Source organism: Vibrio sp. bablab_jr001 (assembly GCF_016464285.1).
In the GTDB taxonomy this organism is placed as follows: Bacteria; Pseudomonadota; Gammaproteobacteria; order Enterobacterales; family Vibrionaceae; genus Vibrio; species Vibrio fluvialis.
Map to the genome: position 1 here is coordinate 342,293 of NZ_JACDWZ010000039.1, position 25,835 is coordinate 368,127.

Sequence of the window (25,835 nt, forward strand, 5' to 3'; positions counted from 1 at the left end):
GCTTACTCCACCGTCGGTTCCTGATAAAGCAGCAGTTCGATTTCGCCTGCTTCACTCAGTTCACGCACAATCTGCATGATGTCCTGACGCGCGCGCTCAACCCGGCTGAGGGCCACCGCACCACGCACCTGCATATCGTCTTCCAGCGCCTTGACCATACGTTGCGGCATCGAGCGTTTGATCGCCTGTTGCAACGTGATCTCCGCTCCCTTGAGCGCAATGCCCCACAGCTCCATCGGTACCTGTTGTACCAGACGGTCCATGGTCTCTTCGCGCTGACGGCCGAGCACCATAAAGTCAAACATGTTCTGTTCGATTTCACTCACCACATCTTCATCATGCAGTTTGAGCATTTCCATCAGTGTGGCGCGATCGCCTTCAAAGCGGTTAATGATATCCGCGACCTGCTTCACGCCGGACAGCGGCGCGCTTTGCGTCACCGAGACCTGTTCGATGCAACGTTCAATCAGCTCATTGAGATCATTCGCGACCTGATGGTCGATGTCCTGCAGACGCGCGATGCGGTACAGCAGCTCATCGTGATAATCCTGCGGCAGGCATTTCAGCACCGCTGAAGAGCTGTCCGGCGGCAGATAGGCGAGGAAAATCGCCTGCATCTGCGGGTGTTCGTTGCTGATAAAACGCGCCAGCATTTCCGCGTCCACCCATTGCAGACGCTGCATGTTGTTGCGAATCTCATCGCCATACAGATTGTTGAGCAGGCCTTTGGCCAGGTCATTGCCCAGCGCTTTGCGCAGCGTGTTGGACAAGTATTCTTTTGACGCGCCACGAATGCCACTGTGCTGACGAAAATCATCAAAGAACTGCTGAATGATGTTTTTCGCGTTGTCGCTTTTAATACCGCTGAGGCGCGCCATCGCTTTGGTCACGCGCTGCGTTTCATCACGGCTGAAATGGCGCAGCACTTTCGCCGCGGCATCTTCGCCCATTCCGAGCAGGACCAGTGCGGTCTGCTCGACATGATTAAGCTCTTGGTTCTGCGTTGACTGTGCTGTGTTCATTCACATTTACCCACTGTTTCAAGACTTCTGCGACGCGTTCTGGCTCTTCATTGGCAATCAGCTGCAGATGTTTCAGTTGAATTTCTAACGGCGATCCCGGCGGTGGCAACATGTCGCTGCTCACGTCCAGACCGCTGGATGCTTTGATGCCTTTCTCTTCCAAGCGGCGGTTAAGCGCCTCTTCACGTTCACGCTCTTCGCGGGTTTGAAGATTCTCGTAGTAAGGCTCTTCTGGCGGCGGCGCAAACTCCAGCTCTTGGCTGCGGCGATCCGCACCGGTGAGATGCATGATCAGCGGACGCAACACGAAGAAGATCATCGCCATGCCCAGCATGCCGCCAATCACGTAACGCAGAGGCTGCTGCACGGTCGGATCCTGCCACCATGGAATGCTTGGCGGCGCTTCAATCTCGATCGGCGTAAAGTTAAAGCTCATCAGGCTCAGGCTGTCACCGCGCGCGGCGCTGATGCCAACGGCATCCATCAGCATGGCGGAGATTTCTGTCTTCTCTTGGTCGCTCCACCCGGTGCCATTCGGCGCAGCCGCTGAGTTCAACAGCACAGAAACGTTGAGTTTTTTCACCTGACCTTGCTGGTACTGCGTGCGGCGTACACTGCTGCCCACGGCGTACTGGCGGTTGATTTCAGAGCGCGCGTTCGAGTTCTGGCTGTCCTGAGTCGGCTTCTCACCAGTCACTGGCGGCTGGTTGCTCAGCGACCCCGGAATGCCGAGCGCAATCTGGTCAATCGAGTTGTTCTGAACGGTGTGCTCGTTTTGCACCACGGGCGTGTTGTCGAGGATTTCCTGAGTCTCTTCCACACGGCTGAAATCCATGTCGGCTGCCACCTGCACGCGGAAGTTGCTTGGACCGACAATCGGCGTCAGCATGTCTGCCGCGCGCTGAATCACCTGCTTCTCCAGGTTCTTCTGGTAATCAAGGTATTTGGCGTTCACTTTGCCCGAATCGCCCGACGCCACGTCGGCGCTCAGCAAGCGGCCATATTGGTCAATCACCGAGACGAATTCCGGCTTCATGCCCGTCACACTGCCCACCACCAGATTGATGATCGCTTCCACCTGCTCCGGTTTGAGGTCTTCACCCGCTTTGAGTTCCAGCATGACGGACGCCGACGGCGCTTCGCCGTTCTGGCGCACAAACAGCGTTTGACGAGGAATGGCCAAATGCACACGCGCGTTCGATACCGCATTAAGCGCGATGATAGTGCGCACTAACTCACCTTCCAAACCGTGGCGGTAACGGGCGGTTTCCATAAACTGGCTGGTGCCAAGCGAACTGTCTTCTTGTAGTGAATCAAGCCCGGTCGGCAGCTTGGCTTTGATGCCTTTGGCGGCCAGCAGCATGCGTACGCGCGCCACTTCCCCTTCCGGCACCAGAACCTGGCCATTCTGCTCCTGCAGGCGATAGCTGATGCTTTCCGCTTCCAGCACCGAGACGATGTCGCCCACATCAAACTGCTCTTGCTGACCATACAGCGGACGGAAACTCTGCGAAGAACTCCACAGCGCGACCACAATCAGCGCCGCCACAATCGCCGCCAGCACCGCCGAGAGCACAAGATTGCGCTGACTGCTTGACCACAGCTGTTTCAATTTACGGCTGATATCGTCCATGCCCCTGACTGAAGAGCCATTCGGGCTGATGCCACTGGCACCCGCCACTTGAGTAGTAAGTTCAGACATGATTTACACCGGCATCTTCATAATGTCTTCAAACGACGCAACCACTTTGTTGCGCACCTGCATCAGCGCGTTAAACGACAGGCTGGCCTTCTGGCTGGCGATCATCGCCCCCACCAGATCGTCGCTCTTGCCGGTTTCCACCGCGGTCATTTTGCTGCTGGCGACCGCCTGATGCTGGTTCACCACATCCAGAACCTGCGTCATGGCCGATGAAAACGACAGAGGCGGATTGACCGCTTTGACGTCCAGCGGGTTCGCACTGACGACGAAATCCGGCGTCGCCTGTACGCGCATTGCGTCCATTTTGGTGAGCATTAACTGCTCGGCGGACATTGCATTACCGATAGGTTGATTTGCCATGTTTACCTCTCCTTTAGGCGGCTGAGCCTAGTACTGACTGAAGGTCGATGCCCTGTTCACGCATCGCCGCCAATTTGTAGCGCAGTGCGCGGGTCGATACGCCCAGAGCATTCGCCGTTTTCGTCCGGTTACCACCGAACTGACGAAGTTTGTCCAGAATGTATTGGTATTCCGCCTGTTTCTTTGCTTCGACGTGACCAAAGGCCGCATCAGATACCACAGGCTGTGAAGGTGACTGGAACTCCACCGGCAGCATCAGATCCTGCGCAGTGATGTAGTCGCCGTGACGCATCACCAGAGCACGCTGAATCACGTTCTCCAGCTCACGAATGTTGCCCGGCCAATGGTACTGGCTGAGCGCCACGCGCGCGTCCTGAGACAGATGGCATCTGCTGCCATCCTGATATTTGGTGATAAAAAACTGACTGATCGGCAGGATATCCTCTTTGCGCTCACGCAGCGGTGGCCAGTGCAAAGGCAACACATCCAGACGGTAATAGAGATCTTCACGGAACTGGCCTTTCTGTACCTCTTCGCGCAAGTCTTTGTTGGTGGCGGCAATCACACGAATATCGAGTTGAATCGCTTTGTGACTGCCCACCCGTTCCACTTCCCGCTCCTGCAAAACACGCAGCAACTTGGCCTGCACTGCCGGTGACATTTCGCCGATTTCATCGAGCAGAATGGTGCCGCCGTTGGCCTCTTCAAACTTACCGCTTTGCGACGCCAGTGCGCCGGTAAACGCGCCTTTGACGTGACCAAACAGCACCGCTTCCAGCATCGACTCCGGAATGGCGGCGCAGTTGACCGCCACAAACGGACCGTCTGCACGGTTAGATTGTTGGTGCACGTAACGCGCCAGCACTTCTTTACCTGTGCCGGACTCGCCGGTGATGAGTACGCTGGCGCTGGTGCAGGCGGCGCGATGCGCCAGTTGCAGCACCTGCTTACTGCGCCAGGATTCAGCGACGATGTTGGCCATCGGTTTACCAAGCGCTTCCACGCGGCGCAGCAGATTCAATAACTGGTTGGATTCAAACGGACGCAGCAGATAATCGGTCGCGCCCGCTTTCATGGTTTCTGCCGCCAGAATGCCCTGATCCTGATCGACAATCGCAATTGCCACCCCCGCGCCTGCTTGCTTCTGATGACACGCGACCCACTCACGCACGCCCATGTCCGGTAAGTTGGCACTCACCACAGTGATGGCGGCGGGCTCCTGTAATAACGCACTGCGGCCGGTACGTGCATGGCGCACGCGGTAGCCGGCTTCGATCAAAACATCGATGACGGGTTGAGCTAGAAGTTCGTTTGGCTCAACCAACAAAATATCTGACTTCGTCATTACTGAACCTTCATTGAGTCGTTGGTTGGAGGAGTGGCGGCCACCACGCTTTCGTCGTCACGGGCTAAGCGGATCACCACGCGGCGGTTTTGGGCACGGCCGGATTCGGTCTCGTTGCTGGCCACGGGATACCGCGAGCCGTGAGCGCGAATCTGAATTTTGTCAGCCGCGACCCCGAGCTTTTCCAGCACCGCGGCAACTTGATCAGCACGGCTGCGCGATACACTCAGGTTGGCTAAACGCGAACCGACATTGTCGGTGTGGCCGTCAATCAGCAGATGCGTCACCCGTTTGTCACGCTCAACATAAGAGAGCAGGTCACGCAGTGTGCGTTGCTGAGCAGCGCTCAGCGACTGCTGACCCGAAGCAAAATGGAGAGAAGTATCGCGCGCCTCGGTAAAGGTGATCGCCGGCAGTTGTTGCTGACAAGCTTTGAACTGAGTGATGACGTTGTGCACGCGAATGGAAGGCAGCGTGACCCGCTGCGACTCGGAAGGGGTGCTTCCGCTCAGCGACAGTTGTAGCCACTGCCCTTGGTCTATCGCGTGCAGTAACGCATCAATATTGGTCGAAAAAGAGAAGCGGTTGCCTTGGTGGCGAATCCCCTCACTAATCGGGGTCGCCTGCTGCGGCACAATCCACGGCGGAGTAAGCAAAGACAGGTCTGCCTGCTGCCAAGTTACCGGGCTATTATTAAAGCGAAATTCAAAGGATATTTTATTATTTGTGACTGAGCGGAAATAAAACTTCCCATGCGGAACTTCCGTATGCATCAAATTGCAATTAAATACATCACCTTTATATATCCAAGATGACAAATCCATAGGAACTTTTATCTCTTGCTCAGCAAAAGATGGCATAGTTAGAAATAAACCTAAAGCGCAAGAAGTGATTGAACATATTTTTAACACTTGGTGATAGAAATATTTTTTACCTTCTATTGACACTTTTCTGTCATTTAAATATGCCACCGAATTATCATAACTGGCATACATTTTCATATTGATGTCCCAATCTGATTCAATGTCCACCACGTTACAAGCCTTTGTAAATCAAGCAGTAAGCGCGCTGAGACTGATGAATAAACAACCAACTAATACAAAAAGTTATCTTCCGTGACGTCTTCTGCAGCGATTCATTCGCCGTCTTAAACACGAAAAAACAGCCTATAAATTAGGCTGATCATTTTTTATTCATTTATATCTATAATTATTTAGCGACCAACCTAACCGCTTTCGTATTTTTATTGAAGAACTAAATTGGCGGTTCAAATCAACATATGAACTAACGTCACAAAGTTATAATTAGGCACTAAAAATAAATAAAAAATTCTGTGTAGACTGTGCTCCACAAAGAAAACACTCTCTGTCAACGCACGGTAAAATATAAATGGAAAATCAAATCCAGACGCCTATTCCCGAGGTGAAGACCTTAAACGTGGAACTACTAGGAAAGCCGATTCATGTTATTCGGGAAAAACTGGACACCATTATCACCGACTCCTGTAACGGCCTGACCAGCGAGCTGCAGAACTGGCTGACCACGCACCATATCGATGTGGAGCTGGAATCGGTGGAACTGCACAGCCTCAAGCCTTCAGACATCGACAAGAGCTGTATGACCCAGTTTCGTCATCAGGACGGCGGCGCGCTGTTTGTGCGCCTTGAAAGCAGCATGCTGATCAAACTGGCCGATCGCTTTTACGGCGCCAACATTGAACGCAGCCAAAGTGTGCTGACCAGCAGCGACCGCCGACTGCAAGAGCGCATCGGCAAAGTGACCACTCAGTGGGTCGCGCCGCAAGAGATGTGGCAACTGCACGACGGCGACATCGGCAGCGGCGTCGGCCTGAAAGCCGAACTGTCACTTCGTTATGCTGACCAGCGCGGAGTGTTGACGCTGATTTTTGAAAGCCAGTTGGTGCAAACCCTGATTGACCAACTGGATCTGCAACCCAATGCCGAACTGAGTGAGCAATTTCACCGTTCGCTGCAACACGCCCCAGTACGTCTCAATGTACTGCTGAGCAAGAAAACCATGCCACTCAGCGATGTGCTGAATCTGGCACCCAATGACATTCTCCCCATCGACTTACTCTCCACTGTTCCGGTCAGTATCGGTAACGAGCGCCTGTTTTCAGGCCGGGTTGCTGAGCAGGAAGGACAACTGGTGTTGATTTTAAACCAAGATAAGGAATCCCTAAAATGAGTGACGCTCTAGACAATGCAAGCTTTGATGGCGAAGAGCTCAATTTCGATGATTTTCATCTGGAAGATTTGGAAACAGAAACCGTGGTTGAGGCAGCGCCAAAAGTGGAACGTGACCTGAGCTTCTTTCGCAATATTCCGGTCACCGTCACGCTGGAAGTCGCCAGCAAAGAGATCGCGCTCGGCGATCTGATGAAAGCGGGCGAAGGCAGCGTGATTGAACTGGACAAGCTCAACGGCGAGCCACTGGATGTGAAAGTGAACGGCTCGCTGCTGGGTCACGCCGAAGTGGTGGTGGTGAACGACAAGTACGGCCTGCGCCTGATTGACGTGCTCGACAGCGCCCTCACCGCTGTGGGCCAATAACAGGTTTTTGTCATGACTCAACCGCGTTCCCTGCGCTGGATTGGCGCGCTGGCGCTCGTGCTGATGCTGTTTGCATGGCCGTCGCTGGCGGCCGATAACGGCCTGACCCTTTTCACGGTGTCCGACGGCAGCACTCAGGAAGAGTACAGCGTCAAGCTGCAAATTCTGCTGCTGATGACGGCGCTGAGTTTTCTGCCGGCGTTCATTCTGATGGCCACCAGCTTTACCCGCATCATCGTGGTGCTGGCGATTTTGCGTCAGGCGCTCGGCCTGCAACAGAGCCCGCCCAACCGCGTCCTGGTCGGCATTGCGCTGGCGCTGTCGCTGCTCATTATGCGTCCGGTGTGGAGCGATGTGTATGAGCATGCCTTCAAACCGTATGACCAAGGCCAAATTACGCTGATGCAGGCGTTTTCCGTCGCGGAAAAACCGGTGCGCAATTTCATGCTGGCGCAGACACAGCAAAGCTCGCTGGAGCAGATGCTGCGTATCGCTAACGAACCGCTGGATCAGAACGTCGACGACATTTCCTTTGCCGTGGTACTGCCAGCGTTTGTCATCAGTGAGCTGAAAACCGCGTTTCAAATCGGCTTCATGCTGTTCATTCCGTTTCTCATCATCGATCTGGTGGTCGCCAGTGTGTTGATGGCGATGGGGATGATGATGCTCTCGCCACTGATCATCTCGCTGCCGTTCAAACTGGTGGTGTTTGTGCTGGTCGATGGCTGGGCGATGACGGTCGGCACCCTCTCGGCCAGCTTCGCGCAGTAGCGTGACTCGGCACATTTAAGGAACGCTGTATGACTCCAGAAACTGTCGTGACCCTGATTTCCAACGCCGTATGGATGGTGATCCTGATTGTCGGTGTGTTGGTGGTGCCGGGTCTGATTGTCGGCCTCGGCATTGCGATTTTTCAGGCCGCCACCCAGATCAACGAACAGACGCTGAGCTTTCTGCCACGCCTGATGGTGACGTTGCTGATGGTCATCTTTGCCGGTCACTGGATGCTACGCAAGTTCATGGAACTGTTTGATTTTCTGTTCCATAACATTCCGGGGATGATTGGCTGATGGAGCTGAGCTTTGCCGAGATTTCCAGCTGGTTAGGGCAACTGTGGTGGCCCTTTTTCCGTATCGGCGCCGTGTTTGTTTCGATGCCGTTTTTCGGTGACATGCTGATCCCGGTTTGGGTGCGCAGTCTGCTTGCCCTCTCCATCACCGTGATCACCGCGCCTTTGATGCCCGCGATGCCCGCGGTCGATTTGATGTCGATGACGTCGCTGTTTCTCGCGTTTGAACAGGCGGTGTGGGGGCTGATGTTCGGCCTGATTCTGCACATGCTGTTCACCGTATTTACCATGCTCGGCCAGATTGTTTCGCTGCAAATGGGTCTTGGCATGGCGATGATGAACGACCCGGTGAACGGCCTGTCCGTCGCCATTCTCGGCCGCATTTTTCTGGTGTTCACCACCCTGCTGTTTCTGGCATTGGAAGGGCACTTAGTGGTGATTGATGTACTGATCCAGAGCTTTACCGTGTGGCCGGTCGGCTCCGGGATCACCCTATTGTCGCTGCAAGGCATCGTCAATATTTTCAGTTGGATGTTCTCGGCAGCACTCGCGTTAGCGCTGCCAGCCATCGTCTCAATGCTGCTGGCCAACATCAGTTTTGGTGTCATGAACCGCGCCGCCCCCAGCCTGAACGTTTACGCACTCGGCTTTCCGATGACCATGTTACTCGGCCTGTTCAGCGTGTTGATTTCGGTTTCCGGTGTGCCGGGACGCTACGGCTCGCTGGTGCATGACACGCTGCGCTTTCTCCATCAGTTTATGGCGGGGGGCGCATGAGCGATCAAGCTTCGTCTCAGGACAAAACCGAGAAGGCCTCGCCGCAGAAAGTCAAAAAGGCGCGCGAGCAAGGCCAGATTCCCCGTGCCAAAGAGTTCACCACCGCGGTGATTTTTCTCGCCGTGGCCATCTACTTCTACGCCCAGCTGCCCGCCGTCTGGCAATCCATCGCGGGCGTGTTTCGCTATAACCTCTCGCTGACCCGCGCCGATCTCGACAATCCGATGCAGATGATTGAACAGTTGGGTCACAGCCTCGGTATGGTGATTGAGCTGTTGATGCCGATGTTTCTGGTCATCATCGTGGTGACTCTCGCCAGCAGCATGATTCTCGGTGGCTGGCTGTTCCGCCCGGCCAACCTGCTGCCAAAGCTGAGCAAACTCAATCCGATCAGCGGTATCAGCCGCATTTTTTCCACCCGCTCGCTGGTTGAACTGGTGAAATCAACGCTCAAAGTCAGCGTCATTTTCGCCGTGCTGTACGGCTATCTCGATAACCATCTGCAACCCATGCTGGGCATGCAGGGGCTGCCGCTCAATCAGGGCTTTATCCTGATCATGAAAATCCTGTTTGAAGGCTTACTGCTGATGGGCTTTGCCCTGTTGGTGTTTGGTGTGATTGACATTCCTTACCAGCGCTGGGAACACCTCAAAGAGCTCAAAATGACCAAGCAAGAGCTGAAAGAGGAATACAAAAACAACGAAGGCCGCCCGGAAATCAAACAGCGTATTCGCCAGATTCAGCAGCAGTTCGCCCGTCGCCGCATCGACAAAATGGTGCCCAAAGCCGACGTGGTGATCATCAACCCGACCCACTACGCCGTGGCGCTGAAATACGATCCGGCGCTGTCGGACGCGCCGTTTGTGGTCGCCAAAGGGGTGGATGAAACCGCGCTGCACATTCAGCGCCTCGCGCGCGACAACCAGGTGGAAATTATCCACTCGCCGCCGCTCACGCGTTCGATTTACTACACCACTGCCATCGAGCAGGCTGTGCCCAGCCAGCTGTATGTGGCGGTGGCCCATATTCTGACCTACGTCCTGCAGCTGAAAGCGTTTCGCAGTGGCAGCGGTGAACAACCGTTGCCACTGCCACACTTTTCGATTCCGAAACATCTGCAGCACTGATTTGCATTGAATGAAGGACTGATAACCATGCTCAACCGGTTAAAACAATGGCAAAACTCCGGCAAGGGATACCTCGGTATTCCGATTGTGCTGCTGATGGTACTGGCGATGGTCATTCTGCCACTGCCACCGCTCCTGTTGGACGCGCTGTTTACCTTTAACATCGTCCTGGCGATTCTGGTGCTGCTGGTCAGCACGACCGCCAAGCGCCCGCTCGATTTCTCCATCTTCCCGACCATCCTGCTGGTCGCAACGTTGCTGCGCCTGACGCTCAACGTTGCATCAACCCGTATCGTGCTCTTGGAAGGTCACAACGGCGGTGATGCCGCCGGTAAAGTGATTCAGGCGTTCGGTGAAGTGGTGATCGGCGGCAACTACGTAGTCGGTATGGTGGTGTTCATCATCCTGATGATCATCAACTTCGTGGTGATCACCAAAGGTGGCGAACGGATCTCCGAAGTCTCGGCGCGCTTTACACTCGATGCCCTGCCGGGCAAGCAGATGGCGATTGACGCCGACCTCAACGCCGGCCTGATTGACCAAGACACCGCGCGCGATCGTCGCCGCGAAGTGGCGAACGAAGCGGACTTCCACGGCTCGATGGACGGTGCGTCGAAATTTGTGCGCGGTGACGCGGTCGCCGGTTTGATGATTCTGTTCATCAACATCATCGGCGGGATCAGCATTGGCGTATTCGAACATGGCCTGCCTGCCTCAGAAGCGTTTAAAACCTACGCCCTGCTGACCATTGGTGATGGTCTGGTCGCGCAGATCCCATCCTTGCTGCTGGCGACGGCCGCGGCGATTATCGTGACGCGCATTAACGACAGCGACAACGACATGTCGCAGACCATGCACAAGCAACTGCTGGCCACGCCGGCCACGCTGTTTACCGTCGCGGGCATCATGGTGGTGATCGGTATTGTGCCGGGCATGCCACATCTGGCGTTTTTCACCTTTGCGGCGGCGCTGGCCTTTGCCGGTTGGCGGCAGGCCAAAAGCCCGGAGGTCGACACCTCGCTCGATGACGTCGAAGCGATTTCGCAAGCGATGCAAAACGAAGGCGACGCGCCACTCTGCTGGGAAGACATTCCCCACGTGCAGACCTTGTCGCTGGCGCTTGGCTATCGTCTGGTGCATCTGGTCAATAAAGATCACGGCGCGCCGCTGACGCAGCGCATTCGCGGTGTGCGGCGTAACCTCTCCGAGCAGGTTGGCTTTTTGCTGCCGGAAGTGGCGATTCGCGACAACCTGAGCCTCAAGCCCAACCAATACACCATTTCGCTCAATGGCGAACTGGTCGAACAGGGCTTTATCGAACCCGACCGCCTGATGGCGATCGCCGTGGGTGAAACCTATGGCGATATCGACGGCATTCTCGGCAGCGATCCGGCCTACAACCTGCCGGCGGTGTGGATTGAACACCCGCAGAAAGCACGCGCGCTGAACATGGGTTATCAGGTGGTGGATGATGCCACCGTAGTGGCGACCCACATCAGCAAAGTAATGAAAACCCATCTGGCGGAGCTGTTTAACCACGACGATGTCGATGCGATGAATCAGCGCCTGACTGCGCAAGCGCCGAAACTGGCGGAAGCGCTGGCCGCGGCGCTGCGCCCGGCGCAGCAGCTCAAAGTGTACCGTCAGCTGCTGCTCGATCAGGTGCCGCTGAAAGACATCCGCACCATCGCCAACACCATGCTTGAATCGTCGGAAAACACCAAAGACCCGATTCTGCTTGCCGCCGATGTGCGCTGCGCCTTGCGCCGCACGCTGATTAACCTGCTGGCAGGGCAGAAGAACGAGATTCCGGTGTATGCCTTGTCCGACGAACTGGAACAGATGCTGATGACCTCGCTGCATCAGGCGCAGGCGAGCGGCAGTGTGATGCTGGACAGCTTCCCGGTCGAACCGAATATTCTCGGCCAGTTCCAGCAAAACCTGCCGCTGATTAAGCAGCAGTTGAAACAGCAAGGCATGGCACCGATTCTGTTGGTGATGCCGCAACTGCGACCGCTGATTGCCCGCTACGCGCGTACTTTCTCGCACGGGCTGGCGGTACTGTCGTACAACGAAATTCCTGAAAACAAACAGATCAACGTGGTAGGAAACCTTGGCTAATCTCTCATCTCATCAAGCGCTGTACCATTATCTGCGCGACCTTATTGAGCAGCACATCGTCACGGAGGACGACGCGCTGGTGTTTGACGCATTTCAGCGCAACGACATTCGCCACGCCTGTCAGGCAATTCGCGAAGCGCAAAGTGGCGAGGTGGAATATCAGCACCTCACGTTGCGTTTTGGCAGTCAGGGCGAACAGAGCGTGTATCAGTTTGAGCTGTCGGAGCCGATGGCGTTCTGTCTCGATCTCTACAGCCTGTATCTGGCGCTGCGTCAGTCGCGTTTTCAGATGGAAACATTTCATCCGGATCTCATCAGCAACGTGGTCGTGCCGATTCGTGCCGATGCGTTGCTGTGGCCAGCGGGCGCGCTGTTTCTCGACCAGATATTGCAATTTCATCGCGCCGCATTTGCCCACGTGGTGCCATCGGTGCAGATCAACTTTGCCAACCCGCTGCACTCTGGGTTGGATGAACTGGTTGAGCAGGTACGCGAGAACGCGTACGCGCTGTGGTTTGAACTCTACACCGCGGCAGAAAACTTTGAGCAGATTGCGCGCTATAAGCTGGACATGCTCAAGCTCGCGGTGTCGCTGGAGAACAAAGAAGATCGCAGTGCCTTTCTGCCTATCGTGCGCTTTTTGCGTCAGCACCGCTTTAAATGGGTCGCCGGCCGCGTCGCCAGCCAGACCGAACTGAACCAGTACAAACTGCTCGGCGCGAGTTATTACTTCGGTTATTTCAGCGATATTCCGACGTCGCTGTCCTTTAAAACCTTCGATGAAGCGGATAACGACAGCTGGTAACGCCTTGTTGAACCCTCAAAATAGGGTGATTTCTGGAATAGACTTCACCTTATTCCTCCCTATTTCGCCCTTTTCTCAATTTTTTTAAATTTCTGATTAATTCTCGCCAGCAACCATCCGCCTCTAGTTAGTGAGCAGGGAATATCCCGAAGAGCCTGAAGATAGCGACAACCAAGGAGACTAAGATGGCTTTATCTATGCACACTAACTACGCATCGCTAGTTACGCAAAACACTCTGAACAGCACAAACAACCTGATGACTACTGCGATGGAACGTTTGAGCACTGGCCTTCGCATCAACTCTGCAGCGGATGACGCAGCGGGTCTGACTATCGCGAACAAACTGGAAGCACAAACTCGCGGTATGTCAGTAGCGATGCGTAACTCTCAGGACGCTATCTCTATGCTGCAAACAGCAGACGGCGCACTGGAAGAGCTGACTAACATCGCTTACCGCATGAAAGACCTAGCCACTCAAGGCGCGAACGGCACCAACGGTACCACTGAACTGGCAGCGCTGGATTCTGAATACCAAGAGCTGGAAGCAGAAGCAACACGTATCCTGACGCAAACCACTTACGGTGCAGGTCAGCAACTGCTACAAGGCGGCAAACTGGCTGCAGCAGTGGACTTCCAAATCGGTGCGTCAGCAGCAGAAACTCTGACTGTAGATATCTCAACTAACCTAGCGGCAGTTGACTTCACCACAACAGGTGCACTGACAACGAACGCGGCATCAAACGCTGAAATCACTGTGATTGACGGTCTGTTTGACACCATCAACACCGTACGTTCAACACTGGGTGCGAACATCAACCGTCTGGACCACACGATCAACAACCTGGCTAACGTGTCTGAAAACACCGCAGCAGCGAAAGGCCGTATCACTGATGCTGACTTCGCGGTTGAATCGTCAAACATGACGAAGAACCAGATGCTGATGCAAGCAGGTACAACCGTACTGTCTCAGACTAACCAGATTCCTGGCATGGCAATTTCACTGCTGCGCTAAGCACTTACGCCATACAATCTGTACGTTTGTATTTGCCTCCCGCTGGTCGGGAGGCTTTTTTCCGTTTACTTTTTCGTGGCGCCTGTCCTCTTCCTTCCGACAACATAGCCGGCGCCTTTTTTTCTTGCCTTCCCTGACTTAATTTCCTCGCCCAAATGGTCGCATTACCCCTTTGAGAAACCCTTATTTCCAAGGAATTGATTTCTGAGGAAAAGCGGAACTGCCGATGAGGAAACACCGCTTCCGTTTTTCGCCCATTAATTCACTAACCAATTGTTTTACAAACATTTAATCAGTGGCACACATCTTGCGAACTTAGCGACAGGTTTATCAAACCCGATCACGCTACCGCTACGTCAGGTGTGAGCGCAAAGGTAAGCAGACTGAGCAACAGGGAGCGCCCGAATGAGTTCATTAGATCCAATCACCATGGCAACACAGTTGGCTACATACGATGTGCAGCCATTTCAGCAGCGTTTGAACACGCAGTCGTCCCAGTACCAGTCACAATTGACCGCACTGGGCAAAGTGGAAACCGCACTGCGCGCTTTCCGCACGGCGATCACTGAAATGAACAGTTCCACCAGCAGCATCGTGAAAAACAGCGCCACCGTATCGCAAGAGGGTTACTTCTCCGCGACGGCCGACGCCAACGCGCTGGCGGGCAGCTATCAGGTGTTTGTTGAACAAGTTGCGACCGCGCATCAGGTGTCGGCCAGTATGCCTGCGAACCTGGATTCCACCACGCAAGTACCGACCACCGGCACCATGGATTTCACCATCAATGGCACCACGATGACGTTGGATCTCTCGACCCTCGATAGCGACGGTGATGGAATTGCGACGGTGGCGGATTTGGTGTCGGCCATTAACAACGACAGCAACAACCCGGGCGTGAACGCGACACTGGTGCGCTCGAACGGCCAAACCTATTTCATGCTGTCAAGCACCGAAACCGGTGTGGCCAACTCGGTCAACGTTTCCGTCTCCGGCACCGGTCAGACCTGGTTTGAAGATGCCTTTACCAACCTCAACGAGATCAGCGCGCCGCAAGATGCCGTGATTTGGCTTGGCGCCCAAGGCACCGGCCTGCAACTGACCAACAGCAGCAACACCTTTGAAGGCGTGATCAACGGCGTCGACCTGACCGTGACCAAAGCGCAAACCAGTGGCGAAGCGCCACTGAGCCTTTCCGTCGGTGCGGATCAGGAAGGCACCAAAGAGCAGATGAATAAGATCATCGAGGCCTACAACAGCCTGATGAAAACCATCGATTCTTACACCTCGATTGGCGGCGAAGATTCTCAACGCGGTGTGCTGGCGAGCGACCCGACAATTCGCTCAATTGAGAGCCAGCTGAAAACGTTAGTCCGTGGCGAGTTTGAAGGCATGCGCCTGAGCGATCTCGGCATCGAAATCAGCCGCGACGGCACGATGAAAATCGACGCCGACAAGTTTGAAGAAGCGCAGACCACCAATACCGCGGCGCTGGAATCTTTCTTCAACGGCGACGGCAACTTGCTCGACAGCCTGGATTCGCTGCTTGACCCGTACCTGCAATTTTCTAACGGCCTGTTTAAGTCACGTAAAGATGCGCTGCAACAGAACATCAGTCGCATTGAAGACAAACAGACGGCACTCGAGCGCAAATACGACATGGCGTATGACCGCTACCTGAAACAGTTCACTCAAATGAACCAATTAATTACCAAGATGAACCAGACAATGTCGATGTTCGGCTAGGTCTGGCGAGGAGAAGTTTTATGTTAATGGACTCGGGCTACGACTCTTATCAACAAGTCGATTTAGATGCACAAGCCGCCGCCGCGACCCCTCATCAGTTGGTGGTCATGCTCATTGACGGCCTGCTGAACGAGATTGAACGCATTCGCGGCCACATCAGCGTGGGCCGATTAGCAGAAAAAGGCGCGGGCATTAACAAGTGCATGAACATTCTGATCGGCCTCGACAGCGCGCTCGATATGGAGAGTGGTGGCGAGCTGGCGGCCAACCTGCACCAGTTGTACGACTTCTGCCAGGTTGAGCTGTATCAGGCCAGCGTGCAGAACGATGTGGAGCGCCTGAGCACCGTTGAAACAGTCATGGGCAACATAAAAGAAGGATGGATGAATTTTGGTCAATACGCATAAGGTTTCCCCTGAGCGATTCCGCCACCTTTCTCAGCGGATCACCATCGCGACAAAATTACAGGACTGGAGCGCGCTCGCCCGCTACGACAGCGAGCTGCGTGAACTGCTGCAATACCACAAGCCGTTTCTGCGCGACACTCAACTGGCGCCACAAATCGCCAAAGCAAAAGCGGCGCATCAGGCCGCTTTGGAAGCGCTGCAAGCCGCGACCTCTGAGCTGGAATCGGAAATGGCACAGGTCAGCGCGCAGCAAGAGCGCGCCCTTGCCTATCAGCTCGCCATGACCATGGAGGGTTAACATGCAAGCGATGACGTCTTCCTCTAATTACTCGGCAGCGAGCTATGCTTCACCCGGCAAAGCCTCACAGGCTGGTTCATCGTCCGCCAGCGGCAAATCGGATGCGGCGCCGGATATTCATCAGGCGCGTTCGTTTGGCGACGCGGATGCCAGCAGAGCGGCCAGCTTTACGCTTGGCCAGCCTGCCCGGTCGTTGCCGTCATTCAGCGACGAGCAGCCAGAGCCAGAGCTGACGGCTCAACACCAAGATGAACAAGACGAACTGACCGCGCTGGTCGCGCTGCTGAACGCCAATCAACCTATCCCAACGCAGGCTCAGTTGGTCAAAGGGTTTGCCGAGAGCCACAGCGTGAGCGGCATAAACACCGCAAATACTGTCGCGGCGCAGACCCCAAGTGCAAACTCTGCGGCGCCATCGGCAACAGGACAACAGGCAGCGGGGCTACTTAACGCGCAATCTGCCCCGTCCATCACCGAGAGCCAGCCCGTTGCGACCAAAGCGGCGGTCACTCTCGACAGCGCGTTAAACGCGGCGCTCAATCAGGTCATCAACCCGGCATCTGGTGCGGCCAGCAACGGTCAAGCGCAAACTCAGGTTAACGCGTCGAACGCCGCGACCACGGTGGTCAATGCGCCGGAATGGGCCAGCGTGCGCATTGATACCCAAGCGGGCAAATGGGGCGAACAGATGCTGCAAGTACTGCACGATCGCGTCACGCTGCAAGCGCAGCAGAATCTGCAGGAAGCCAAGATCCGCCTCGATCCACCTGATCTCGGCAAGCTGGATTTGGTGGTGCGCGTGGAAGGCGATCGCCTCAGCGTGCAGATCAACGCCAATGCCGCGGCGACCCGTGAAGCGCTGATGCAGGTGTCTGATCGCCTGCGCGCCGAACTGCAAAGCCAGAACTTTGTGCACGTCGATGTCAATGTCGGCTCCGATCAGGGCGGCCAGCGCCAATCATCGTCTCACGATGACGCCGCTGCCAGCACCATTTTCGCGGCGCGCGACTCTGCCGACGAGCCGTTTACCTCTTCTCTGTCTGAGCACTGGCTCAGCACTCACGCCTAAGGTTTCAACGAGGAATAAAGGTTATGACCAAACAGCAACTTATTACCGTGTTTATCATGATGATCATCACCAGCGCCCTCGTCTCTGCGGGAACCGTGTTTGGCGGCATCTGGTATCTCAAGCAGCAGAGCGCGCAGCAAGAGCAACCGTCCGGAGACTGGCTGGCGAACTCGCCGCTGGCGTTTTTAAGCGAAACCAACCAGTCACCGAAAGCGCCGAGCTTTCATTCGCTGGATAAAGTGGTGCTGAGCGTGAAAGGCAAAAATCAGAACCATTTTCTGATGCTGGAAATTGCGGTCGAAACCCGTCATCCGGAACGCATCGCCAACATCGGTGATTACATGCCGGTGGTGCGCAATTCGCTGATCAAACTGTTCAGCGACAAAACCTATGAAGATTTGCAGCAGGACGGCGCGATTGAGCACCTGCAAAACGAGGTCAAGCTGACCATTCTCAACGCCTTTGAGAAGACCGACATTCTGCGCGACATCGATGATGTGCTGCTGACCAAATACGTCGTGCAGTAGGGACGCGCTTATGTTGGATATGCAATACCAGGAAGGGTATGACGTGTCGGACGAGGTTGCCTCGCCGACACTGCCGATCGACGAAAACCGCCTGCTCAGCCAGTATCAACATCTGGTGAAGCGGGTTTCTAACCAACTGAGGGTGCACGCGACCACGCATTGCAGCATCGAAGATATGCAGCAAATTGGCCTGATTGGTCTGCTGGAAGCCGGGCGCCGTTACGGCAACATTGACGACCCGAACTTTCCCGCGTTTGCGGTGTGCCGTATTCGCGGTGCGATTCTCGATGAACTGCGCCGCCTGGACTGGCGGTCACGCAAAACCCGTCAGCAAGCGCACGAGCTCAACGACGTGACCCGCGACCTGACCCGTAAACTGGGCCGTCAGCCGAATGACAACGAAATCATCGCCGCCCTTGGCACCGATGAGCAGGACTACTACGCGCGCCTGAACGCATCACTCGCCGGGGAAATGCAGAGCCTGGATCAGCTGATTGAAAATGGCGTCGAGCAATTTGCCGACGGCCATTACGACGGCATGACGCAGGAGCATATACGCCGCAGTTTAGAACAGGCGCTCGGCCAGCTGTCAAAACGCGACCAACTGCTCCTGACCCTGTTCTATCAACACGAACTCAACTTACACGAAATCGCGCTCGTGCTCGATCTCACGCCGCCTCGCATCTGTCAGCTACACAAACAGGCGCTCAAACAACTCAACCAATATTTGTCCTCTTAGGAGCCACTTATGCAAAAGTTTCTTGGTGCCATCATTGTTCTGATGTGTGTATTCGGCGGTTACGTCTGGGCAGGCGGCAGCCTGACCGCAATTTGGCAACCGGCGGAGTTTCTCATTATCGCCGGGGCGGCGCTCGGCTCGCTGATCATCGGTAACCCGCCACAGGTGCTCAAAGAGATGCGCCGCCAACTGCGCATGATTCTGTCACAACCGAAAAATGAACAGGCGTATTACATGGAGCTGATGGCGGTGCTGCAAGTGCTGCTGGAAACCGTACGCAGCGGCGGATTTAAGTCGCTCGATAAGCACATTGAAAACCCGGAACAGAGCCCGATTTTTGCCCGCTACCCGCTGGTTGCGCGTGACTATCGTCTGGTTTCGTTCATTACCGACAACCTGCGCTTAATGGCGATGGGCCAGATGTCGCCTCATGAACTTGAGGGACTGCTGGAACAAGAAATCGACGCCATTCAGACCGACCTGCTACTGCCATCGCGTTCGATGCAACGCACCGCAGAAGCACTGCCGGGCTTTGGTATTCTGGCGGCGGTAGGCGGCATCATCATCACCATGCAAGCCATCGATGGTTCCATCGCCCTCATCGGCTACCACGTTGCCGCGGCACTGGTGGGCACCTTTATCGGCATCTTTGGCTGTTACTGCTGTCTTGATCCGGCGAGTAACGCCATGGCTCAGCGCGTCAAACGCGACATGTCGGCTTTTGAATGCGTGCGTGCCACTCTGGTGGCCTACGTGGCGAAGAAACCGACACTGCTGGCAATTGACGCAGGGCGTAAACATATTCAGCTAGACATTAAACCAACCTTCAACGACATGGAGAAATGGCTAGCGGAGCAGGAGGGATAATGCAAAAACAGGAGCATGTCGTATTCAAGCGCTCTACCCGCAGTCACGACGAGCCTCACCATGGCGGTGCCTGGAAAGTCGCCATGGCCGATTTTATGATTGCCCTGATGGCACTGTTTCTGGTGCTGTGGGTGATGCAGGTGGTGAATAAAGAAGAGCGTAAAGCGATTGTCGCGCATCTGCACAGCGCCAGCGTGTTCGATCGCAGCTACGGCAACCCGTTTGATACCTCGCAGAGCATCTCTCCTATCGATTTAGCTTCGGAATCGTCGGTACCGAGCAAGCACGATTCCAACCATACCGTGACTTCGTTCTATAACGGCAACGGCAATGGCCCGGAATCGGATGCGATCATTCCCGGTAACTTCGATACCCAGGAACAGCTGACTATTCTGGCCAAAGTGATTGAAGAGATGATGCGCCAGATCAGCGCGCAAGGGAACGTGCACGTTTCCGTGACACCGCAAGGGCTGCGCATTGTGCTGCAGGACGACTACAAACAGCACATGTTCAGTCGTGGCGGAACCGAGCTGACACCTTTTTTTGAAGATCTTCTGCTGGCTCTGGCCCCGGTCTTTCAGCGGGTGGAAAATCCGCTCATCATCAGCGGCCACACCGACTCCACCGCGTTTAAGCAGCGTTTCAGCAATCGGACGAACTGGGAGCTGTCGGCCAACCGTGCCAACATTGCGCGCCAGACGTTGGTGGCCGGCGGCATGCCGGAACAGCGCGTGTTGCAGGTTACCGGCATGTCGGACCGAGCCTTGCTCAACCCGGAAGAGCCGGATGGCAGTGAAAACCGCCGCATTGAACTGTTTGTCCTGACCACGCCAGCTGCGCAGGTGCTGGAGACCTTCTTTGGCAATCAGCAGGACGGTGAGCTGGACAAAGCGCGCGATAAAGCGCAGTTCAATCAGCCAGTGCTGCGTCAGGAAACCATTCAGTATTCAACCCCGGTCGAGACAAAAAAGCAGCCCGACCAACAGTTATAACGCGTACTCTGCCCGAAGCCTGAGCCTCGGGCAGCTTTCCCGGTTCCATGGACTTCTTTATTACCGAGCACGTTATGTATCAGCATCCCGGCGAACATGCCCACAAAGACGGACTGAAAAAAGCCTTTCTCTGGCTGATCGTCATTGATTACTGCCTGCTGGGGCTGTTTTTGCTGCAACTCACCAGCCTGACGCTGCACGCGGGCACCAGCATCAGTCTGCTGCTGATGGTGTACAACATTCTGCTCAGCTTTCTCTGCTTTCAGCGCACCAGCAAGCAGGAATCCTACATCATCTATCCGACGCTCTCGGCGACGCTGCTGGCGTTCATCTGCTTCCTGTATTTCTTTTTTCTGATTTAACCTACGGAGTTATAACCGCTTTCTGACAGCATCCCCCGAAAGTATGACGGCGGACTGACGTGTCTGACATTTCTCTGTTGAATAATACTCATCAACAACAACGTCCACACGAAAACTCGATAGATAAGGATAGATGATGAAAAAAGCGATGTTCGCCCTAAGTGCACTGACTTTCATTTTAGCGGGCTGTGACACGGCTGAGAAAGCGGCAACGCAAACAGAATCTCAACCCGCCGTGGATACACTGCCAACCGCAGTCAGCAACGCAGTTTCAACCGTGACCGACACCGTATCTGCTGCCGCTGGCACAGTTGCAGAAACGGTAGATGCTGGTCATAACGCCTTCAACAGCCTCGATTGGCAAGGTACCTACAAAGGCACGCTGCCTTGCGCCGATTGCGCAGGCATCGATTACACTCTGACGCTGAACGAAGATGAAACCTACACCCTGACTCAGGTGTATCAGGGTAAAGAAGACGGCGGTCAGTTCAGCTCTAACGGTAAATTCCACTGGGATACCAAAGGCAGCGTAATCACACTGGAAGATGGCTCAGAAACGCCTAACCAGTACTTCGTGGGTGAAAACATGCTGATGAAACTCGACATCAACGGCGAGAAAATCACAGGCGACATGGCCGCGTTGTATAACCTGCAAAAGCAGTAAGTCGTGACTGACTCACCTCCCCCTGAAACAACAACGCCAGCATGATGCTGGCGTTGCTTTTTTCTGATGCAGCGCGCTCAGCGCAGCTCGGCCAGATGATCGGCAATGTACTCATCCAGCGAACGCGGCGCTTTGCCGGTGAGAGTGGCAACCGCATCGCTCACGCCAGCCGTCCAGCCTTCGCGCACGGGATAGAAAATCGAGGTCAGAAATTCCGCGTAGTCGGCAGGGACACCCACCGATTTCAGCAGGTCACAGAACGCGCCCTCTTCCATCGCCTGATAAGCCACTGGCTTACCGAGCGCTTCACTGATTTTTTGCGCAGCTTGCGCATAGCTCAGCGCCTCTGGACCGGTCAGGTTGAACGCCTGATTGTCAAAACGATTTGTGGTTAATGCCGCCGCTGCGCTGCTGGCAATATCACGCACATCAATAAAGCTCGATTTGCCTTCCCCTGCCGGAACGCCAATTACGCCTTGGTCGATGCCCGCTTTCCAATAGGTATGGAAGTTATCGGCAAACCAGTTCGGACGCAGGATCACATACGGCACACCGGAGTTTTCCAGCGCGATTTCCACTTGGCGGTAAGGAATGGAATCATCGGCATCCACACCGAGTACGCTTTGGAATACCACCTTCACATTGCGCTCAGCCGCAGCCTGAATCACAGGCTCGAGCAGAGCTTTTGATTCCACATAACCGCCTGGCAGCATCACATAAGCGCGGTCAACGCCGTCGAACGCGGCGTCAAAGGTTGTTGGGTCAGCAATATCAAACACCACACCTTCAGCCGCACCAAACGTTTGACCACTGCGCGACGCAGCTTTGACTTGCTCCCCTTTTGCCAGCAGCTCTGCCACCAGCGGTTGACCAACGTGACCAGAGGCACCCAATACCAATACTTTGTTCATTCTGTTCTCCTAGGTATATTTTGGAAACTATGTAGTTGATAGAAACTTTGTAAACAATCTATACTCCCGAGCTGACGTTGTGAAGAAGGCACTTTTGGGTAACAAGGTGTCCTTGAGGTAACCACCCTGTGGTTTGAGCATAGAGGAAGAATGATGGATTTTGCGTATGACGTTTATGAGAACCGCTGCCCAACCCGCGCGGTATTGGATCGCATTGCCGACAAATGGGCACTGCTGATTTTAGACAAACTGCGCGGCGAACCGGTGCGCTTTAACCACCTCAAACGCGACATCAAAGGCATTTCGCAAAAGGTCTTGTCTCAAACCCTGAAAAAGCTCGAACGCGATGGGTTGGTCAGCCGCACCGTTTTTCCCACCGTACCAGTGACCGTGGAATACGCGTTGACGCCACTCGGCACGACGTTGACTGACGCCGTGGCTGCCCTCGCGCACTGGGCGGAAAGTAATATGGACGCGGTACTGAAGGCACAAAAGAGCTACGATGCCAAACTTGATGGCGAGTAGGATTTCCGCTGAAGGCAAACTCACACCAAACCGACGTTAACGCTTTCTGTGTAAAGGCTTAGAGTAAAGTTTATTTTGCTGTCAGTTGGTCAAACTTACTTTTCACCGCCTAGAATCAAAATGTGATCTCGATTAATAAACCACATAAAAAGTGAGAGTAATTTAACTTGGATTTACGTTTTTGGGGGAGTGACCATGACCGCATCGAAAATGTTTCTAAGAGATTTGCTTGGCCTGATTTTAATCGTTTCAACCGTATTGGCGCTGCTGAGCGTATTGCTGGATTTACTGGCCCTGTTGGCTTACGTCAATCACGAGACACAAGTCGCCACCCTGCTGTTCGATGAATCGTTCTACCTGCTGGTGTTTTTTATCCCGCCCTACTTTATCGCCAAATACATTAATCGTGCGGAGGTAGTGAAAGCGGTGGATGAGTATCAGTTGATGAAGAGTAAGAGTGATGTGATTTGAAGTATTGGTGTTGGTTAGAAAGGTATGTTGGGTTCAACGGGCTAGGTTTGAATTGGATTGAATGGTTTGCATTGAACTGTTTGACGCGTTTTAGCGTCATCGAATCACGAAGCTTGGTTTGTCACGCGCCAGTTACTCTTTGCTGGCACAAAGAGTAACCAGAAAATGCCTTTTGATTTTTGGTTGTGGGCCGGGACAGTTTTAGGCGTTCCCGACGCCGAAAACCTAAAAATTCATCCATGAATTTTTCCCTAGTGGAAAGAGATTCAATAGCAAAGCTGATTTCATTAAGGATACAAAAACAAACCTAGCGGCTGCACTGTAAAGAAAAATCCCAATGCATAGTTAAAATGCCAAGCGTTGGGAATTTCTCTTGAACAGTCTGTTATACGATATGCCACAAGTGAAGCTGCCTATCTTGAGATGATGTTGCAAGGTAGTTTGTTTTTACACCTAGTATCGATGCTATTAACTTCACATTAAAACTCGAAAAATCGATGTCATAATTTTCTTTTGGGTGGGCATATCCTATAGGTTCCCCAGCATATATTGCTTCGTGAGCCAAATCATTTCGTAACCGAGAGAGAAGACTTTTACCATCGATAACTTCAGCCCAAGTGGGTATTTGTATATTGTATTTTTCGGCCAATTTGTTGGGTCTTAAACCATGACTACAAACACTAATACCTGATAACTTAAACAAACCATCAAGAACTTTGTATTGTGCTTCAAATCGATCCCAAGGGTGATTATAGGATTGCCCAAGAAGAAACCAATGTATAACGGCAAACATTCCTTGCCGCTTTTTGGGGTTAGTATCATAAAAGCGAGACAGGTACTCTAAGGCTAGTTCTATGTCCCCATTACGAGGGCTGACCCCTGTTAATTTTCCGACCTTGTAGGCAACTCTGTCGATGTTGTAGTACTCCGCAGGAGACAAGTAAACGCCAAAGAAGAAACCGATCCCTAGAATAAGAAACCTTGCTTTTTGCTCACTATATGGTCGAAATATAATTGAGTGTGTAGCTGGTACAAGATGATAGCTCGATGGCAAAGAAAGCTTCTTTGAGTACTTCTCGCATGGAAGCTTTTTGGCTTCAACAATCGGAGGATATATCCAACCATCACTAATTTCAGCTTCCGTCTCCAACCAGTAAATTGATTCTTCAACATCCCAAAGAGGTCTAATTTCAATACTATCGGAAACATAACGATTACAAGACTTTAGAAAACCAAATTCCACCGTAACCTCCTATCGTATAACGCCCTGTTAAGGGGTGAGCAACGCAATAACGAAGCCACCGCATACCACCTTAAACACCAAACACAACACATAATAAAAATGCCACGCGTTGCGAATCACTCTTAAACAGATTGTTAAGTAACAATTTCTGACTCACCTAACAGGTTATAATTATTATTCTCTTCTAAAGTATCTAATATTTTGACCGTATCAATCTCCTCAAACAAAATCCAAGCATGAGGAAAGTCACTCTCTACATGATTCAACTTGTAAGCACGAATTATAACTTCATCTTTTACCACTAGACCCGATTCTGAAAACTCAAGTTTGAATTCTGAATATAAATTGCTGTCCGACACGAGTATCAGTTCATCGTAAATTATTCTTTCACCAGATATTGCTTTTACCTTGGCTTTTTTAGGTAGCTCCTCTGAATCAGAAACTAAGAACAACTCCCCGATAACATATTCCTCTATATTACTAGATAACTGAGAGATAGGTTTATATTTTCTATCATCTAAATCTCTTTCCATATAGTAAACTAACTGACACATTAAATTATCCTTGTTTTAATATTGACGTTTAAGCATTGCTTGTTCATAACACTTTCTGATCGCTTCGAATCAAACTTATATTGGGTAACACAAATGTATCTACCTTTTCGACCAACAACTGGACCAACTATATAATCATAATCTGGGGAAACACTATAAGAACATGTAGTTTTAGGTTTGGTAGATAATTTATCAAATAACCTTCGCCCCTGCTGTCGATCCAGTGCCTTTTCATTATAAAATTTCTCTAGGTCGAGAACATTTATCTTTACTTCCAGCGTGTTATTAAAATAGTGCATTGCATCATTAGCAGTTCCATAGACTCCTTTAGTCTTATGGTAAGCTCGCCGCTTAGCTAGACGTCGACTGTCTCCTAAGTAAAATCCTTTACCAAACTCACCTCCACCTATACTGACATCAACCTTACAGTTTTGTAAATCCTTTACAATATTAGGATCCGTACCGTGATATAAAGTAATTTCCATTTTATCCTCTTGTTGCTTAACGCCTAATTAAGGTGTGAAGAACGCGCCACAACACTTAATTTGA

30 protein-coding genes are annotated in these 25,835 nt (G+C 53.1%); 21 read left to right on the forward strand and 9 right to left on the reverse strand.

What is annotated here, in order from left to right; translation table 11 throughout:
• Positions 1 to 2 precede the first annotated feature (2 nt).
• The 5 genes from JIG40_RS04280 to JIG40_RS04300 are packed head-to-tail and all read right to left on the reverse strand — an operon-like array spanning position 3 to position 5,430.
• The gene (locus JIG40_RS04280) at positions 3 to 1,022 is read right to left on the reverse strand and encodes a flagellar motor switch protein FliG (RefSeq protein WP_020329974.1); all 1,020 of its coding nucleotides are present in this window, start codon (positions 1,020 to 1,022) and stop codon (positions 3 to 5) included.
• Positions 985 to 2,724 (reverse strand): flagellar basal-body MS-ring/collar protein FliF, encoded by a 1,740-nt coding sequence (fliF, locus tag JIG40_RS04285; protein ID WP_024373213.1) that lies wholly within the window; start codon positions 2,722 to 2,724, stop codon positions 985 to 987. The genes JIG40_RS04280 and fliF overlap by 38 nt, the downstream gene beginning before the upstream one ends.
• 3 nt (positions 2,725 to 2,727) lie before the next feature.
• Positions 2,728 to 3,084, reverse strand: a complete 357-nt coding sequence (fliE, locus tag JIG40_RS04290) for a flagellar hook-basal body complex protein FliE (protein ID WP_020329972.1) — start codon at positions 3,082 to 3,084, stop codon at positions 2,728 to 2,730.
• Between the two features lie 13 nt (positions 3,085 to 3,097).
• A complete protein-coding gene (locus tag JIG40_RS04295; protein WP_199464838.1) occupies positions 3,098 to 4,429 on the reverse strand; it encodes a sigma-54 dependent transcriptional regulator in 1,332 nt (443 codons plus the stop codon).
• Entirely contained in the window at positions 4,429 to 5,430 is a 1,002-nt protein-coding gene (locus JIG40_RS04300) for an OmpA family protein (RefSeq protein WP_348541334.1), read from the reverse strand. The genes JIG40_RS04295 and JIG40_RS04300 overlap by 1 nt, the downstream gene beginning before the upstream one ends.
• Positions 5,431 to 5,818: 388 nt before the next feature.
• On the opposite strand from JIG40_RS04300, the gene JIG40_RS04305 reads away from it, so the two are divergent.
• The 19 genes from JIG40_RS04305 to JIG40_RS04395 all read left to right on the forward strand — a co-directional run bounded on the left by JIG40_RS04305 (position 5,819) and on the right by JIG40_RS04395 (position 21,582).
• A complete protein-coding gene (locus JIG40_RS04305) occupies positions 5,819 to 6,637 on the forward strand; it encodes a FliM/FliN family flagellar motor C-terminal domain-containing protein (protein WP_199464839.1) in 819 nt (272 codons plus the stop codon).
• A complete protein-coding gene (fliN, locus tag JIG40_RS04310) occupies positions 6,634 to 7,002 on the forward strand; it encodes a flagellar motor switch protein FliN (RefSeq protein WP_020329968.1) in 369 nt (122 codons plus the stop codon). The genes JIG40_RS04305 and fliN overlap by 4 nt, the downstream gene beginning before the upstream one ends.
• A 12-nt stretch (positions 7,003 to 7,014) precedes the next feature.
• Positions 7,015 to 7,773: a flagellar type III secretion system pore protein FliP gene (gene fliP / locus JIG40_RS04315; protein ID WP_020329967.1), complete on the forward strand. Its 759-nt coding sequence runs from the start codon at positions 7,015 to 7,017 to the stop codon at positions 7,771 to 7,773.
• Positions 7,774 to 7,802: 29 nt separating this feature from the next.
• On the forward strand, positions 7,803 to 8,072 hold the full coding sequence (gene fliQ / locus JIG40_RS04320; protein ID WP_004725108.1) for a flagellar biosynthesis protein FliQ: 270 nt from the start codon (positions 7,803 to 7,805) through the stop codon (positions 8,070 to 8,072).
• Positions 8,072 to 8,848: a flagellar biosynthetic protein FliR gene (gene fliR, locus JIG40_RS04325; protein WP_032080659.1), complete on the forward strand. Its 777-nt coding sequence runs from the start codon at positions 8,072 to 8,074 to the stop codon at positions 8,846 to 8,848. The genes fliQ and fliR overlap by 1 nt, the downstream gene beginning before the upstream one ends.
• A complete protein-coding gene (gene flhB / locus JIG40_RS04330) occupies positions 8,845 to 9,975 on the forward strand; it encodes a flagellar biosynthesis protein FlhB (protein ID WP_199464840.1) in 1,131 nt (376 codons plus the stop codon). The genes fliR and flhB overlap by 4 nt, the downstream gene beginning before the upstream one ends.
• Positions 9,976 to 10,002: 27 nt before the next feature.
• Positions 10,003 to 12,096, forward strand: coding sequence for a flagellar biosynthesis protein FlhA (locus JIG40_RS04335; RefSeq protein WP_199464841.1), 2,094 nt, complete (start codon positions 10,003 to 10,005; stop codon positions 12,094 to 12,096).
• The gene (locus JIG40_RS04340; RefSeq protein ID WP_199464842.1) at positions 12,089 to 12,901 is read left to right on the forward strand and encodes an EAL domain-containing protein; all 813 of its coding nucleotides are present in this window, start codon (positions 12,089 to 12,091) and stop codon (positions 12,899 to 12,901) included. The genes JIG40_RS04335 and JIG40_RS04340 overlap by 8 nt, the downstream gene beginning before the upstream one ends.
• Before the next feature lie 185 nt (positions 12,902 to 13,086).
• Positions 13,087 to 13,914 carry a lateral flagellin LafA gene (lafA, locus tag JIG40_RS04345; protein WP_020432054.1) on the forward strand — a complete coding sequence of 276 codons (828 nt, stop codon included), beginning with the start codon at positions 13,087 to 13,089 and terminating at the stop codon, positions 13,912 to 13,914.
• Between the two features lie 405 nt (positions 13,915 to 14,319).
• A complete protein-coding gene (fliD, locus tag JIG40_RS04350; protein WP_024373220.1) occupies positions 14,320 to 15,657 on the forward strand; it encodes a flagellar filament capping protein FliD in 1,338 nt (445 codons plus the stop codon).
• A 20-nt stretch (positions 15,658 to 15,677) separates the two neighbouring features.
• Positions 15,678 to 16,064: a flagellar export chaperone FliS gene (fliS, locus tag JIG40_RS04355; protein ID WP_020329958.1), complete on the forward strand. Its 387-nt coding sequence runs from the start codon at positions 15,678 to 15,680 to the stop codon at positions 16,062 to 16,064.
• Entirely contained in the window at positions 16,048 to 16,362 is a 315-nt protein-coding gene (locus JIG40_RS04360) for a hypothetical protein (RefSeq protein ID WP_020329957.1), read from the forward strand. The genes fliS and JIG40_RS04360 overlap by 17 nt, the downstream gene beginning before the upstream one ends.
• Before the next feature lies 1 nt (position 16,363).
• Positions 16,364 to 17,431 carry a flagellar hook-length control protein FliK gene (locus tag JIG40_RS04365; RefSeq protein WP_199464843.1) on the forward strand — a complete coding sequence of 356 codons (1,068 nt, stop codon included), beginning with the start codon at positions 16,364 to 16,366 and terminating at the stop codon, positions 17,429 to 17,431.
• Between the two features lie 23 nt (positions 17,432 to 17,454).
• Positions 17,455 to 17,958 (forward strand): flagellar basal body-associated FliL family protein, encoded by a 504-nt coding sequence (locus JIG40_RS04370; protein WP_020329955.1) that lies wholly within the window; start codon positions 17,455 to 17,457, stop codon positions 17,956 to 17,958.
• A 10-nt stretch (positions 17,959 to 17,968) separates the two neighbouring features.
• The gene (locus JIG40_RS04375; protein WP_020329954.1) at positions 17,969 to 18,697 is read left to right on the forward strand and encodes a FliA/WhiG family RNA polymerase sigma factor; all 729 of its coding nucleotides are present in this window, start codon (positions 17,969 to 17,971) and stop codon (positions 18,695 to 18,697) included.
• 9 nt (positions 18,698 to 18,706) lie between these two features.
• Positions 18,707 to 19,564, forward strand: coding sequence for a flagellar motor stator protein MotA (gene motA / locus JIG40_RS04380; protein WP_020329951.1), 858 nt, complete (start codon positions 18,707 to 18,709; stop codon positions 19,562 to 19,564).
• The gene (locus JIG40_RS04385; RefSeq protein WP_020329950.1) at positions 19,564 to 20,556 is read left to right on the forward strand and encodes a flagellar motor protein MotB; all 993 of its coding nucleotides are present in this window, start codon (positions 19,564 to 19,566) and stop codon (positions 20,554 to 20,556) included. Before motA ends, JIG40_RS04385 begins: the two co-directional genes overlap by 1 nt.
• Before the next feature lie 74 nt (positions 20,557 to 20,630).
• Positions 20,631 to 20,918: a hypothetical protein gene (locus JIG40_RS04390; protein ID WP_024373222.1), complete on the forward strand. Its 288-nt coding sequence runs from the start codon at positions 20,631 to 20,633 to the stop codon at positions 20,916 to 20,918.
• 136 nt (positions 20,919 to 21,054) lie between these two features.
• Entirely contained in the window at positions 21,055 to 21,582 is a 528-nt protein-coding gene (locus JIG40_RS04395) for a copper resistance protein NlpE (RefSeq protein ID WP_199464844.1), read from the forward strand.
• A 77-nt stretch (positions 21,583 to 21,659) separates the two neighbouring features.
• Here JIG40_RS04395 and JIG40_RS04400 read toward each other — a convergent pair whose 3' ends face one another.
• Positions 21,660 to 22,493 (reverse strand): SDR family oxidoreductase, encoded by an 834-nt coding sequence (locus JIG40_RS04400; protein WP_199464845.1) that lies wholly within the window; start codon positions 22,491 to 22,493, stop codon positions 21,660 to 21,662.
• 153 nt (positions 22,494 to 22,646) lie between these two features.
• Between JIG40_RS04400 and JIG40_RS04405 the strand changes: the two genes are divergently transcribed.
• Complete coding sequence (locus tag JIG40_RS04405; RefSeq protein WP_024373224.1) at positions 22,647 to 23,018, forward strand: helix-turn-helix domain-containing protein; 372 nt, start codon at positions 22,647 to 22,649, stop codon at positions 23,016 to 23,018.
• Positions 23,019 to 23,213: 195 nt separating this feature from the next.
• Positions 23,214 to 23,489 carry a hypothetical protein gene (locus JIG40_RS04410; protein WP_020329945.1) on the forward strand — a complete coding sequence of 92 codons (276 nt, stop codon included), beginning with the start codon at positions 23,214 to 23,216 and terminating at the stop codon, positions 23,487 to 23,489.
• 385 nt (positions 23,490 to 23,874) lie between these two features.
• Here JIG40_RS04410 and JIG40_RS04415 read toward each other — a convergent pair whose 3' ends face one another.
• The 3 genes from JIG40_RS04415 to JIG40_RS04430 all read right to left on the reverse strand — a co-directional run bounded on the left by JIG40_RS04415 (position 23,875) and on the right by JIG40_RS04430 (position 25,771).
• On the reverse strand, positions 23,875 to 24,732 hold the full coding sequence (locus tag JIG40_RS04415) for a hypothetical protein (RefSeq protein ID WP_199464846.1): 858 nt from the start codon (positions 24,730 to 24,732) through the stop codon (positions 23,875 to 23,877).
• Between the two features lie 134 nt (positions 24,733 to 24,866).
• Complete coding sequence (locus tag JIG40_RS04425; protein ID WP_199464848.1) at positions 24,867 to 25,286, reverse strand: hypothetical protein; 420 nt, start codon at positions 25,284 to 25,286, stop codon at positions 24,867 to 24,869.
• Positions 25,286 to 25,771 carry a DUF3990 domain-containing protein gene (locus JIG40_RS04430; protein ID WP_199464849.1) on the reverse strand — a complete coding sequence of 162 codons (486 nt, stop codon included), beginning with the start codon at positions 25,769 to 25,771 and terminating at the stop codon, positions 25,286 to 25,288. Before JIG40_RS04430 ends, JIG40_RS04425 begins: the two co-directional genes overlap by 1 nt.
• Positions 25,772 to 25,835: the final 64 nt, after the last annotated feature.

What these genes read in the sequence shown, in the direction of transcription:
- JIG40_RS04280 (WP_020329974.1), bottom strand. Translation starts at nt 1,022, where the DNA reads ATGAACACAGCACAGTCAACGCAGAACCAAGAGCTTAATCATGTCGAG.
- fliF (WP_024373213.1), bottom strand. Translation starts at nt 2,724, where the DNA reads ATGTCTGAACTTACTACTCAAGTGGCGGGTGCCAGTGGCATCAGCCCG.
- fliE (WP_020329972.1), bottom strand. Translation starts at nt 3,084, where the DNA reads ATGGCAAATCAACCTATCGGTAATGCAATGTCCGCCGAGCAGTTAATG.
- JIG40_RS04295 (WP_199464838.1), bottom strand. Translation starts at nt 4,429, where the DNA reads ATGACGAAGTCAGATATTTTGTTGGTTGAGCCAAACGAACTTCTAGCT.
- JIG40_RS04300 (WP_348541334.1), bottom strand. Translation starts at nt 5,430, where the DNA reads ATGAAAATGTATGCCAGTTATGATAATTCGGTGGCATATTTAAATGAC.
- JIG40_RS04305 (WP_199464839.1), top strand. Translation starts at nt 5,819, where the DNA reads ATGGAAAATCAAATCCAGACGCCTATTCCCGAGGTGAAGACCTTAAAC.
- fliN (WP_020329968.1), top strand. Translation starts at nt 6,634, where the DNA reads ATGAGTGACGCTCTAGACAATGCAAGCTTTGATGGCGAAGAGCTCAAT.
- fliP (WP_020329967.1), top strand. Translation starts at nt 7,015, where the DNA reads ATGACTCAACCGCGTTCCCTGCGCTGGATTGGCGCGCTGGCGCTCGTG.
- fliQ (WP_004725108.1), top strand. Translation starts at nt 7,803, where the DNA reads ATGACTCCAGAAACTGTCGTGACCCTGATTTCCAACGCCGTATGGATG.
- fliR (WP_032080659.1), top strand. Translation starts at nt 8,072, where the DNA reads ATGGAGCTGAGCTTTGCCGAGATTTCCAGCTGGTTAGGGCAACTGTGG.
- flhB (WP_199464840.1), top strand. Translation starts at nt 8,845, where the DNA reads ATGAGCGATCAAGCTTCGTCTCAGGACAAAACCGAGAAGGCCTCGCCG.
- JIG40_RS04335 (WP_199464841.1), top strand. Translation starts at nt 10,003, where the DNA reads ATGCTCAACCGGTTAAAACAATGGCAAAACTCCGGCAAGGGATACCTC.
- lafA (WP_020432054.1), top strand. Translation starts at nt 13,087, where the DNA reads ATGGCTTTATCTATGCACACTAACTACGCATCGCTAGTTACGCAAAAC.
- fliD (WP_024373220.1), top strand. Translation starts at nt 14,320, where the DNA reads ATGAGTTCATTAGATCCAATCACCATGGCAACACAGTTGGCTACATAC.
- fliS (WP_020329958.1), top strand. Translation starts at nt 15,678, where the DNA reads ATGTTAATGGACTCGGGCTACGACTCTTATCAACAAGTCGATTTAGAT.
- JIG40_RS04365 (WP_199464843.1), top strand. Translation starts at nt 16,364, where the DNA reads ATGCAAGCGATGACGTCTTCCTCTAATTACTCGGCAGCGAGCTATGCT.
- JIG40_RS04370 (WP_020329955.1), top strand. Translation starts at nt 17,455, where the DNA reads ATGACCAAACAGCAACTTATTACCGTGTTTATCATGATGATCATCACC.
- JIG40_RS04375 (WP_020329954.1), top strand. Translation starts at nt 17,969, where the DNA reads ATGTTGGATATGCAATACCAGGAAGGGTATGACGTGTCGGACGAGGTT.
- motA (WP_020329951.1), top strand. Translation starts at nt 18,707, where the DNA reads ATGCAAAAGTTTCTTGGTGCCATCATTGTTCTGATGTGTGTATTCGGC.
- JIG40_RS04385 (WP_020329950.1), top strand. Translation starts at nt 19,564, where the DNA reads ATGCAAAAACAGGAGCATGTCGTATTCAAGCGCTCTACCCGCAGTCAC.
- JIG40_RS04390 (WP_024373222.1), top strand. Translation starts at nt 20,631, where the DNA reads ATGTATCAGCATCCCGGCGAACATGCCCACAAAGACGGACTGAAAAAA.
- JIG40_RS04395 (WP_199464844.1), top strand. Translation starts at nt 21,055, where the DNA reads ATGAAAAAAGCGATGTTCGCCCTAAGTGCACTGACTTTCATTTTAGCG.
- JIG40_RS04400 (WP_199464845.1), bottom strand. Translation starts at nt 22,493, where the DNA reads ATGAACAAAGTATTGGTATTGGGTGCCTCTGGTCACGTTGGTCAACCG.
- JIG40_RS04405 (WP_024373224.1), top strand. Translation starts at nt 22,647, where the DNA reads ATGGATTTTGCGTATGACGTTTATGAGAACCGCTGCCCAACCCGCGCG.
- JIG40_RS04410 (WP_020329945.1), top strand. Translation starts at nt 23,214, where the DNA reads ATGACCGCATCGAAAATGTTTCTAAGAGATTTGCTTGGCCTGATTTTA.
- JIG40_RS04425 (WP_199464848.1), bottom strand. Translation starts at nt 25,286, where the DNA reads ATGTGTCAGTTAGTTTACTATATGGAAAGAGATTTAGATGATAGAAAA.
- JIG40_RS04430 (WP_199464849.1), bottom strand. Translation starts at nt 25,771, where the DNA reads ATGGAAATTACTTTATATCACGGTACGGATCCTAATATTGTAAAGGAT.